At 53.3% G+C, this 11,109-nt stretch carries 11 protein-coding genes; all 11 read right to left on the bottom strand.

What is annotated here, in order from left to right; all coding sequences use genetic code 11:
* Positions 1-100: 100 nt before the first annotated feature.
* The 11 genes from RUMCAL_RS11455 to RUMCAL_RS11405 all read right to left on the bottom strand — a co-directional run bounded on the left by RUMCAL_RS11455 (position 101) and on the right by RUMCAL_RS11405 (position 10,987).
* Positions 101-1,261 carry a hypothetical protein gene (locus RUMCAL_RS11455; RefSeq protein ID WP_021683058.1) on the bottom strand — a complete coding sequence of 387 codons (1,161 nt, stop codon included), beginning with the start codon at positions 1,259-1,261 and terminating at the stop codon, positions 101-103.
* Positions 1,262-1,409: 148 nt separating this feature from the next.
* Positions 1,410-1,688, bottom strand: coding sequence for an acyl carrier protein (locus tag RUMCAL_RS11450; RefSeq protein ID WP_021683057.1), 279 nt, complete (start codon positions 1,686-1,688; stop codon positions 1,410-1,412).
* The gene (locus RUMCAL_RS11445; protein ID WP_021683056.1) at positions 1,685-3,484 is read right to left on the bottom strand and encodes an HAD-IIIC family phosphatase; all 1,800 of its coding nucleotides are present in this window, start codon (positions 3,482-3,484) and stop codon (positions 1,685-1,687) included. Before RUMCAL_RS11445 ends, RUMCAL_RS11450 begins: the two co-directional genes overlap by 4 nt.
* A 12-nt stretch (positions 3,485-3,496) precedes the next feature.
* Positions 3,497-5,107, bottom strand: a complete 1,611-nt coding sequence (locus RUMCAL_RS14805) for a DHHW family protein (protein WP_021683055.1) — start codon at positions 5,105-5,107, stop codon at positions 3,497-3,499.
* Positions 5,108-5,126: 19 nt separating this feature from the next.
* Positions 5,127-6,533: an MBOAT family O-acyltransferase gene (locus RUMCAL_RS11435; protein ID WP_021683054.1), complete on the bottom strand. Its 1,407-nt coding sequence runs from the start codon at positions 6,531-6,533 to the stop codon at positions 5,127-5,129.
* 321 nt (positions 6,534-6,854) lie between these two features.
* Positions 6,855-7,886 carry an SPFH domain-containing protein gene (locus RUMCAL_RS11430; RefSeq protein ID WP_021683052.1) on the bottom strand — a complete coding sequence of 344 codons (1,032 nt, stop codon included), beginning with the start codon at positions 7,884-7,886 and terminating at the stop codon, positions 6,855-6,857.
* Positions 7,887-7,898: 12 nt separating this feature from the next.
* The gene (locus RUMCAL_RS11425) at positions 7,899-8,363 is read right to left on the bottom strand and encodes an NfeD family protein (protein WP_021683051.1); all 465 of its coding nucleotides are present in this window, start codon (positions 8,361-8,363) and stop codon (positions 7,899-7,901) included.
* Between the two features lie 456 nt (positions 8,364-8,819).
* Positions 8,820-9,632: a Cof-type HAD-IIB family hydrolase gene (locus RUMCAL_RS11420; protein WP_021683048.1), complete on the bottom strand. Its 813-nt coding sequence runs from the start codon at positions 9,630-9,632 to the stop codon at positions 8,820-8,822.
* Between the two features lie 201 nt (positions 9,633-9,833).
* Positions 9,834-10,466 carry a manganese catalase family protein gene (locus RUMCAL_RS11415; RefSeq protein ID WP_021683046.1) on the bottom strand — a complete coding sequence of 211 codons (633 nt, stop codon included), beginning with the start codon at positions 10,464-10,466 and terminating at the stop codon, positions 9,834-9,836.
* Between the two features lies 1 nt (position 10,467).
* Positions 10,468-10,722 carry a spore coat protein CotJB gene (locus RUMCAL_RS11410; protein WP_021683045.1) on the bottom strand — a complete coding sequence of 85 codons (255 nt, stop codon included), beginning with the start codon at positions 10,720-10,722 and terminating at the stop codon, positions 10,468-10,470.
* Positions 10,715-10,987: a spore coat associated protein CotJA gene (locus RUMCAL_RS11405; protein WP_242823513.1), complete on the bottom strand. Its 273-nt coding sequence runs from the start codon at positions 10,985-10,987 to the stop codon at positions 10,715-10,717. Before RUMCAL_RS11405 ends, RUMCAL_RS11410 begins: the two co-directional genes overlap by 8 nt.
* Positions 10,988-11,109 lie beyond the last annotated feature (122 nt).

Here is an 11,109-nt window from a genome sequence, read left to right as displayed (position 1 = left end):
CAGACGCTCTTTGTGCGGTATTGCCTAAAGGCAATACTGAATACAAAAAGCTGGTATTCTCTTGCATAGAATACCAGCTTTTCTCTTTTTCGGTAGAAGTTCAGGCAGTTTCACATGGTTTGCAATTCCCCAGCACCCAAGCGACTGCAAACTTTTTCTCGACACCGCCGGCAAACTGAATGGTGGCAATGGTATCAGAAAGGGCAGTCACTTTGCCGTTCCCGAAGGTCTTGTGCTGAATGGTCATGCCGACAGAGAGTGCTGTGAGTTTTTCTGTCGGTGCTTCTGTTTTTCTCGGTCTTTTGGGCTTTTGGGGATATTTTGCCCAGTATTCTATGATTTTTCGGTTGGTGCTGTCCCACGTGTCCACGATTTTGTATTCCCCGTCAAACACCAGAATGGCAACTACATGGCTTCTTCCCGAATACGCGTATATTCTTGTTCCCGCCGGAAACATGTCGTGAATCAGGCTGCAAAACTCCTTGCCGGTCAGGATCTTTCCGTTTCGCTTCATGGCATCGAATTTCTCGAACCCCTCTTTTTTCAAAAGGGCATCGATGTTTTTTTTCCCATTGAGAATGGTCGCCGCGTAGTTTTGAGCTTCGGCAAGCCTTTTTATGGCTTCTGCCCACGGGATCTCCAGAACTGCTGCAAAGGCTCTGACGGCACAATCTCCAATGTAGTTGTCGTTGGGATTTTCGTTCAGGACTACCAACGATTCATTTTCTTCGATGTGGAGTTTCAGCTCTTTTCTCTGTGTACGGCTCTGCTGCTGCGGCAGGGGGCTGTGATCCTGTCCGTCTTTCCAGGCAACCCACACTTCACGGGCGATCCGATCTCTGTTGTCCTGCGGGAAGTGCAGGGCATACTTTGTCTGTCCGTCCAGATCATGGGGCACGAGGGGACAATATTCCCCGTCGTCCGTGTTCGTGTGTCCGACGGACAAATTCAGTATGACCACTTCGCCGTCATGAAAGCTGTGGTTGCAATCGGCAATGATCTCCCGTATACACTTGTTGACATTGGTTTTTGCCTGCAAAAAGAACCCTTCTTCATGCAGCAGTTCCCGAATGGTTTTGGGATATTGGGGCATCTGCCCGATTTTTCCCGCGACGGCGATCAGCTTGCAGTACGCCTCTTTCCAAGTGTATCCTTTGGTGACACACAGGGCATTCAGAACCGACCCGACAGCGTCCAGTACCGGTGGCTGTGACGGGTGATGATTTTCTTTTTGATAAGATAAAAACTGTTCTTTTGGCATCTGGATTCCTCCGAGTGGATTCGAATGGTATACAAATCTATCATCATTATACAGCAAAACGCCTGAAATGTCCAGCTATTTCTGCACATTTCAGGCGTTCTTTGTATTTTGTTGCCAATTTTTTTGTTCTTCCAGCAGCAAAAAACGCTTACCGCCGGAACAATCCCCGCTTTTTCGGCTTCGGTTCTTCGGCACGGGCAGCAATAATGTCTGCCATTTCGCCTACATTTTTCATGCCGGAAACTTCCTGCATCCTGAATTTCATGCCGAATGCCTTTTCCACAGCACTGACGAGGTTGATGTGTTCCAGACTGTCCCAGTCCTCAATGTCGTTGGCAGTGGTGTTCTCTGTGATGACCAGCGTGTCATCGTCAAAAATGTCCTGAAAGATTTCGTTCAGTTTCTCCATAATCGCTTCGTGTGTCATGCTTGCTGATGCTCCTTTTCGTTGACTTGAATCACATGATTCTGGTTTTCATAGCCGGCGATTTCCATACGCCATGTGCTGTCGCCGTTCTCGAACTGTTCGGTTTTCGTAAAGCCGAATGTCCCGAACAGGTCTTTGACCATGGCGTTTTTGGCGGTCTTGTAGTAATAGCCGCAGATGGCGGTGATGCCCTGCTTCCGGCACTCTGCCACAAGGGTGTCCAGCATCGCCAGTTCCATATCCCGTTTCAGTACACGGCAGCTCATCAGCCACAGTTCGATGTGCAGGGTGTCGCCGGAGATCTCTCCGATAACGACGGAAACAATGCCGTTGTCGCCGAACTTGTCCCGCAGCCGTCCGTACAGGCGAATGTGCTTGTGATCGGCAGCCACCTGTTCCATTTCGCTCTGGGTATACCGCCGTGTGGTCAGGTTGAACTGGTTGCTCTTGTTGGTCAGCTGGACAATGCGGGGGAGTGCTACCGCATCAAAATCCCGAATGTCTGCGTGCATATCCAGCCCCAGCAGATAGTCTGTGTAGTTGGCATAGGTCTGCTGCATCTGGGCACGCTGGGCATTGGCACGGTACATTTCGCTGCGGCTGGCATCTGCTGCGGAAAACGTGGTGGTTTCAAAGTAGCCCGCGTGATCCAGCACCCGAATGCAGTCCGCAGGATCCTGAAATTCCGGCACGGCAATGCCGGCGATCTGGGCGGAAACGATTTCCCGTTCTGCGGGGTTGTCGTCCACAAAGACGAAGCTTTCCGGCAGCAGGGAGAGTTCCGCCGCAGTCTGTACCAGATTCCGGTCTTTCGGTTCCCAGTTGGCTTTGATTGCCACGAAGTCGTCCTCGTGCAGGACAGAATCGGGGTGCGAAAGTCCCAGTCTGGCGTTTTCCGGTTCGTTTTTGGAGCAGATCGTAAGGAGTACGCCCAGCTGTTTTTGTGCCTTGCAGTATTCCTGTACCTCGGTGTATGCCTCCGCTTCGGCGGTTTCCTGCCCGATAGAGATGCCCTCTTGTCCGTCATCGCCAATGACACCGCCCCAGAGGGTGTTGTCCAAGTCCAGAGCCAGCACCTTTTTGTTCTTGCCGTAAATGGAGCGAATGATTCGTGTCAGGCTGTAGGCAAATTCCGGAATCGCGTCCAGCGTCATGGCGTATTTGTAGAGGTACCAGTAGGAATTGTCGTGCCATGCGTCCAGCCCGTAGCTTGCCGCCAGATAGTGTATATCGTGAATGTAGAAGTCGTTGTGTGCGGCGGCATACTGCCCGAATTTCCGGTTCAGTTCCGAGATGAACCACACCATGCCGTGGCAGTCCCACCCGTCGCGGTTGCCCATGAGCCGCGTTGCCGGCAGTTCAAAGTTGTTCTGCAAAATGGGGCAGTGGTATGTTGCCGCGAGGTGTTCCCACATCTGGGTGAAGTGGGTGTACTGCCGTTCCAGTGCGTCCTGTACTTCCTGTTCTGAAGCGGACAGGGGCAGCGGGGCTTCGGTGATGTTGCGGCTTGTGGTGTGGATAAAGATCAGATCCGGCTGAAATGCTGCCAGTTCCGGAGCATCGAACATGGCATCCTGCCAGTACTGTGCGTATTCCGACTGGTAGAACACCGGCTGAATGCCGCAGTTCAGCAGGAACAGTTCCAGCATGGAAACAATGTCGTTGGTGGTGGAACCGCCCAGCACGGCAATGCGTTTTTCCATGCGGGCAGAGCCGTCTGCCAGAAGGGCTTTTTTCAGTTTGCGTCGTTTTTGCAGCAGAAAGCTGCTGTCAAAGGGATATTCCAGTTCTTTCATTTGTGAACCCTCTTATTGTGTCCGAATTGTTTCCAGACATTCGCTGTTGCCGCCGGTGGCACTGAACGTGTTCATGGCGAACAGCACATCTGTTGCACCGACCTGCTGCATAAAGGAAACGGCGTTCAGGTCGAAGTAACGCATATCGATCACGTAGATGTCCGAGAAGGACTGCGTGAGATAAGGGACAAGGGCGTTGCCGTAGCTGTCCTTGACGATCACCAGTGTCCGCTTGTTGGTGACATCGGTTTTCACGTGGGTGATCTTTTCGTCGCCGCCCATGAACACCAGATACCAGCTGACCGGCTCCACGTTGTCCAGCGAGATCAGCAGCTTGCCGTCCCGTTCGTTGGTGAAGTTGGTGTCATAATACTGGGTGGTGTACTGGTTGTGGGGCGTATAATAGGTGAAGTCCTCCGGATTCTCCTGTAGGACGGCACTCTTGGTGAACGTGTACATGCTGCCCAGATAGCCGGACAGGGTGGTCTTGGTGTAGCCGGACAGGGGAGCGAAGCTGACGTTTGCCGTCTTGGCAAAGGCTTCTGCGGCGTAGTATGCCCCCAGCGGCAGCCAGTGGTGGTCGGTGCGGGCATAGATGTCCTCGTCCGTGTGTGCCGCCAGTGCTGCATAGGCATCGACTGCCTTGACATCTTTCAGGTTTTCGTCAATGTGGTCGATGTTGTCGGGTTCGCTGCCGGTATAGCCCGCGTAGGAATCCGGCAGGTAGAACGATACTGCCGTAGGAGCCACCAGCGAATAGACATTGACCTTGCTGCCCAGCTGTTTCTTGTATTCGTTCAGCGTTGCCGCATACTTTTCCCCGCGGGAGAAGCTGCCGCCGTAAATGCTGATCGCCCGCTTGTCCACCAGCACAATGCCATCGCCGATCTCCACAGGATCCGGCTCCGGCTCGGTGACAATGGTAGTTGCCGTGGTGGTTTCTGTGGAACGGTTTCCGCTGGCAACCGGTGCAGTCGTCGTTGTCCTGCTGTCCGCATCGGCGGTTTCCTCTTTTTTGACGGGGGCAATGTTGCCGTAGAACTGTACCTTGTCCTCGCCCTGTAAGCCCTGATAGCTTTCCAGTTTGCTGATCATGTGCTTGAAGCTGCTGCGTCCGGGGACGGTGTCCTCATAATAGTGCATCAGGTCTTTCACATAGTCGCCGCTGCCCAGTGCTTCGAGGGAGAAGCCGGGCGGCGTGGCAAGCTTTCGGTTTTCCTCGGCGGATTCCGTGGGGCGTGTGCCCACCAGCAGGAAGATCGAGCCGCCGAAGATGATCGTTCCTATGGCGAAGATCCGCACAACGGCACCGATGCGGTTGGTGATCAGGAGCTGCCGTTTCAGCTTGTAGCGGGCTTTTCGCTCTTTGGCTGCGGCTTTGTCCTCCTTGGTGGTAGCAGCCGGTTCTTCCGGTGATTCCGGCTCCGGAGCAGGGGATCCGGTTTCCGGTTCCGGCTGTTCCTGCGGCACCTCAGTCGGTTCCGGAACAGGCGAAGAAGCCGGTGTATCGGTATTGTCATTCATGGCACGCAGACGGTTTGCGTCCTGCTGTACCTGCTGAAATTTTTCTGCCAGTGCCGCGTCCAGATCGAAGTCACTTTGCGGCTTGTTGTTTTCGTCCATGGTGTTCTCCCTCCTTGGATCAGAACTTGGTGTACAGGAACGGGGTGTTGGTGGCATCTACCATGAGAATGCTGCTGATGACCAGCAGGCCGGCGGCAAGCACTGTGCCGGTGACGGACAGGGCAACATTGGCAGCCGGATTTTTTGCCATGATCTTTTTCGGCAGTTCCAGCAGCGGGAAGCAGCACAGCAGGGCAGCCATCAGCAGGAACAGGTTGTTCTGCACAGAAGTGACCAGCATGGTGTCCAGCCAGCCGGTGCCGTTCTGTCCTGCCATTGCCAGCAGCATATCCCCCAGCTGGTCGATACCGCCGGTGCAGTAGAAGATGCCGAACCCGACAATGATGACGATCTTGTTGCACAGATGCCGGAGCACTGCCGGAATCTTTTTCATGCCCTTTTTGCCGATGCCCATTTCCAGCATGAGGAACAGTCCGTAGTAAATGCCCCAGATGATATAGTTCCAGCTGGCACCGTGCCACAGACCGGTACAGAACCAGACCAGCAGCAGCCCGCCGATTTTCCGGCGTTTGCCGAACAGCGGTACGTACAGCAGGTAGTCGCGGAAGAACGTTCCCAGCGAAATGTGCCAACGCTGCCAGAACTCGGTGATGTCCTTGCAGAGGAACGGGTGGCGGAAGTTTTCGTCCAGATGAAAGCCGAAGATGCGGGCAATGCCAATTGCCATATCGGAATAGCCGGAGAAATCGAAGTACATTTGCAGGGCGTAGAGAATTACACCGTACCAGACACCCAGTGTGGTCTGGGTGGTGAAGTCGTTCCCCAGGAACTGGTCTACGATGCCGGAGAGCCGGTCTGCCAGTATGACCTTTTTGCTCAGACCAACGGCAATGCGTCCGAAGCCAATGCTAAGGTCGTCGGCAGACACCCGCCGCTGGTGCAGATCTGCCTGCATGGTTTCGTACCGTGCGATCGGTCCGGAAATGGTGATCGGGAAAAAGGAAACGTACAGCAGGAACGTGAAGAAATTTCGTTCCGCCTTGACTTTGCCCCACGCACAGTCGATGAGATAGGAAACCGTGCGGAACGTGAAAAAGCTGATGCCCAGCGGCAGCGGCAGGTCGGGGACGGGAATGGAAAGGGAGAACCAGTTGTTCAGGTTCTCAATGAAAAAGCCGGTGTACTTAAATCCCACCAGTGTACCCAGATTCAGCACCAGTCCCAGAGCCAAGAATGCCTTTGCGGGAGCCTTGTCGCGGAATTTGTCGATGCCACGCCCCAGCACGAAGTTGACCAGTGCACTGGCGACGACCAGCCACAAAAAGGAAATATCCCCGCAGGCGTAGAACAACAGGGAAAAGACGATCAGCACTGCGTTGCGGTAAGAGGTTTTCTTTGTCGCAAAATAGCAGAGAAAACAAATGGGGAAGAATAGGTAAATGAAAAACAATCGGGAAAAAACCATATGTGTATAACCTCTGTTTCTGTCAGAATATCAAATATGATCCGGCATCGAATCACGGTGGTGCCTTTACTTTGGAGAAACGCCGCATGGCGGGCATGCTTTTGTTCCGCGTTTCTCTCGTAACTCCTATTATACAACAATTTGCGACAGGATTGCAAGGGGAACAGCCCCAAGAATTCGCATTCGCGGAAAATCGTTTTTTTCCACAAAAAAAGACGGCACGAAGCCGTCCTTTTTAGTCACAATATTTTCATGGAAAATCAAGGCAATCTGCACAGACTTTGTGCGGTATTGCCTTTGTACCGTACTGCCTCAGAAAGCTTACTGGTTTTCCGCCGGAGCCTCTGCTGCCGGAGCCGTTTTTCCAGCCGGAGCCGGTGCAGGAGCTGTTGCGGTTACAGGGCTGTCAGAGAGGACACCTTTCAGACCGGCAGCCAGACCAGCCAGCCCCTGAATCTCGCTGGGGATAATGATCTTGGTTGCCTTGCCGTCTGCTGCCTTTTCGAATGCTTCCAGCGATTTCAGCTTCAGAACAGCTTCGCTGGGATTTGCTGCGTTCAGCTTGACCAAGCTGTCTGCCAGTGCCTTCTGCACCAGTTCAATTGCCTGTGCTTCACCGACAGCGATACGCATTTTCTGTTCCTTGATCGCTTCGCCTCGCAGGATCACGGCTTCCTTGTCCGCTTCTGCCTTCAGGATCGCAGTCTGCTTTTCTGCTTCTGCACGGAGGATCTTTGCGTCCTTTTCACCCTGTGCGACAGTGACCTGATATTCCCGTTCACCCTGTGCACGGAGAATCTTTTCACGCTTTTCACGCTCTGCCTTCATCTGCTTTTCCATGGCGTCACGGATTTCAGCAGGGGGCAGGATATTTTTCAGTTCCACGCGAATGACCTTGATGCCCCAGCGGTCTGTGGCAAGGTCCAGTGTTTCGGTGATGCGGGTGTTGATGAGGTCGCGGGAAGTCAGCGTTGCGTCCAGTTCCAGTTCGCCGATGATGTTACGCAGGGTCGTTGCAGTCAGATTTTCGATTGCTGCGATAGGGTGTTCCACACCGTAGGCAAACTGTACCGAGTTGGTGATCTGGAAGAATACGACCGTGTCGATCTGCATGGTAACGTTGTCCTTGGTGATCACTGCCTGCGGCTTGAAGTCTACGACCTGTTCCTTAATGGAAACCCGCTTTGCCACGCGGTCGATGAACGGTACCAGAAAGTGGATACCGGTGCCCCACGCCTTATAGAATGCACCCAGACGTTCTACGACGTAGACATTTGCCTGCGGTACAATGCGAATTCGTGTGACAAAAATCACAATGATGAAAATAACCAGAAGTAAAATAATCAGTCCCATGTGTGTTCTCCTTTAATTGTTTACAGTTTGTTCTTCTGTCTGCGGCAGCCGGCTGACCAGCAGCTTGGTGCCGCTGATCGCTTCGATGCGGACGCTGGTGTTTTCCGGAATGACTGTGCCGTCCTGAGAAACTGCGATCCAGTCTACTCCGTCCAGCCGGACGCGTCCGGTGTTGTGTATGGGGTCTACCGTCTGAATGACGACGGCGATCCTGCCGATCTCCTGATTGTTGGTGTCCTTGATGCCGAACGAGAAAATTCGGCGGACGATAGGACGGGTGAAGATCAGAAGTACCACAGAGATCACCACGAACAAGACGATCTGCACCACCGGCGAAGCCCCGAAACAGGCTGCGAGAAAGCCCGCCAGTGCACCGGCAGCAAACCAGATGCTCACCAGCTGCTGGGTGGCGAATTCCGCCAGAACCGTCAGCACAAACAAGCCGCCCCACAGCAGAAATGGCATAGATGCTTCCATTCCAAAACTCCTTTCTGTCAGTGACGACAAATGCAAAAAGTGCTTTCAGGAAACGTAAAACCGCATGCCGGATTGCGGTCTGACATGTAGTGTTTCCTTCACGTTCCATATCATCAGAACGTTAAGGACAGTATAGCATATTTTTGTGGTTTTGTAAAGCTTTTTTTGCAAAGTGCCGGTAAAAAACAGGTGAAATGAAACGGCAATACCGCACAAAGATTGTGCGACAGATGCGTGCGGGAAGATACGAAACAGGCTCTGACGGAAAATTTGCAAGCAGATGGCGTGCAAAGTCGCCAGACGCTCTTTGTGCGGTATTGCCAAAAATTTTGCAGCGAAAGAAACGCAGAGGGACGATGCCGGCACCGTCCCTCTGTTATAAGGGAAACACTGCAAGCAGATTGCGTGCGGTATTGCCCTAAGAATTTCATTTTTGGTTTATGGGCAGCCGCACTCTCACAGCGATTCCATATGGATCCCCAGTGTTTCGCAGAGCACCCGCACCACACCGTTTTTGGTGTTTGCCGGAGCAATGTGCTTTGCCTGCTGGCGGACACGCTCCGAGGCGTTTTCCATAGCGTAGCTGAATTCCGCATGCTGTAGCATGGAAATGTCGTTGTCATAGTCACCGAATGCCATGGTTTCCGCCGGTGTGATGCCCATACGCTCCTGCAATCCCTGCAAGGCGGCACCCTTGGTCACACCCTTGCACATAATATCCATCCAGCAGTCGCCGGAGATCAGCAGTTCATAGGCATCGCCCAGTGCTTCGTGCATCACAGGGTAGGCTTCCTTTGTCGGTCCGTTGGTGTCGCACAGGGCAACTTTCAGGATCGGTTCGTCAACAGCGTACAGGTCGTCATAGGGAACCACCTGCGGATTGCGGTAATACCGCTGAATTTCATGCTGCATGGCAGCGTTGTCGTTTTCCGGATAGTAAATGTGGTGGAATCCGCACAGCACCGGCACACCGGCAGACAGGCTGCAGCACGCGTCCAGAATCCGATGAATGACATCTTTTGGCAGACTGTGCAGCAGCGGTGCTTCATGGGGATACATGACGCATGCCCCGTTGTCACAGATGAAAATGATTTCTTCGGCAAGTTCTCCGAACAGGTTGGTCAGCATCATGTGCGACCTGCCGCTTGCCACGGCAAATGTAATATCGCGGCGATATAATTCCTCCAGCAGTGCAGGCAGCTGTGCCGGAAGCTGCTTCTCCTCGTCCAGCAGCGTTCCGTCCATATCTGTTGCAATGAGTTGTATCATACCCACTTCTCCCTTCTTCTATGGACAGGCGAAAATCACACTGTCCGTATGCTAGTATACCATAAATATGGGAAAAGTCAAGGAGTGGTATGTGAACTTTTCAGGGAAACAGAAAAAATGCTGCTCCGGAAACAGAGCAGCATCTGAAAGTTATGGCAATACCGCACAATCTTTGTGCGGCATTGCCTTATGGGAAGTGTGTTACCGCATTTTTCTCCGGCAGGCGGTTTTGCCGCAGCTGCTGTCGAAAGACGGGTTGCAGCAGTAGAAATTCTTGGAATTCAGGTCGTCCTGCACTTGCCGCAGGGCTTCGCCGAAACGCTGGAAGTGCACGATTTCCCGCTGCCGCAGGAACTTGATCGGGTCGCGGACATCGGGGTCATCGCACAGCCGGAGAATGTTGTCGTAGGTGCTCCGTGCCTTTTGCTCTGCCGCCATATCCTCGGTCAGGTCGGTGATCGGATCCCCCTTGGACTGGAAATAGGCAGCCGTGAATGGTACGCCGGCGGCACTCTGGGGGTACAGTCCGAGGGTGTGGTCTACGAAGTACGCGTCGAATCCGGCTTCCTTGATCTGTTCCGGTGTCAGCCCGTCAGTCAGCTGGTACAGGATCGCGGAAATCATCTCGACATGGGCTAGTTCTTCTGTGGCAATATCTGTCAAAACTCCTTTTACTTTGTCAGGTTTTGCCGTGTATCGCTGGTGCATATACCGTAGCGAAGCAGCCAACTCTCCGTCTGGGCCGCCAAGCTGTGAAATAATATACTTCGCCGTTCTGGCGTTGGGTGTTTTGATCCGAACGGGGTATTGCAGCTTTTTTTCATAGGTCCACATCTCAGTTCGCCTCCTTTTCCCACGGCCACGGGCCTTGATTCCATGCCCAGGGGCTGTCACCGCTGGTCTGCAAAGGCTGCAGCGGACCGTACTGCCGGACATATGCCGTTGCCGCTTTCTGCCGCATTGCCTGATAGTTTTTCCACATTCGCAGAGCCTCTGGACAGCGGGGGTGGGTGTCCAGATACAGCTGTAATTCGTACAGGACGAAATCATATTTCCGAATCATGGAGAGCAGCTTCTGTTTCTCATGCACAGGAACCACCTCCCCGATAGGGATAGTCCAGTGCCGGAAAAATGGTTCCGACAGGGAAGGCAGTGTCTGCATCATAGGGCTCCTCCCACTGCTGATAGGGGACATATGCCATGCCCGGTGGTGTCTGCTCCGGAAACGGCGTGGTGGGTTGGAATGGCTCTGCTTCCTGCATGCCGTACATCGGGGCATCAGCCGACTGGAATTCCCTCAGGAAGTTCCGCTGCATGCCTGCCATCTGCGGCATGTGATCCATAGAACTTTGCATTACAAAACTCCTTTCTGCACCGCTTTCGAGAATCCGGTGCATTCCAGTGTATGCAGATCCGCCGCATTCGGTGCAGTTATGGTATAAATGTTATGGCAATACCGCACAAAGATTGTGCGACA

Origin of the sequence: Ruminococcus callidus ATCC 27760 (assembly GCF_000468015.1) — a bacterium.
In the GTDB taxonomy this organism is placed as follows: domain Bacteria; phylum Bacillota; class Clostridia; order Oscillospirales; family Ruminococcaceae; genus Ruminococcus_C; species Ruminococcus_C callidus.
The sequence above is the reverse complement of the archived record's forward strand: the minus strand, read 5'-3'. Positions and strand labels throughout refer to the sequence as shown.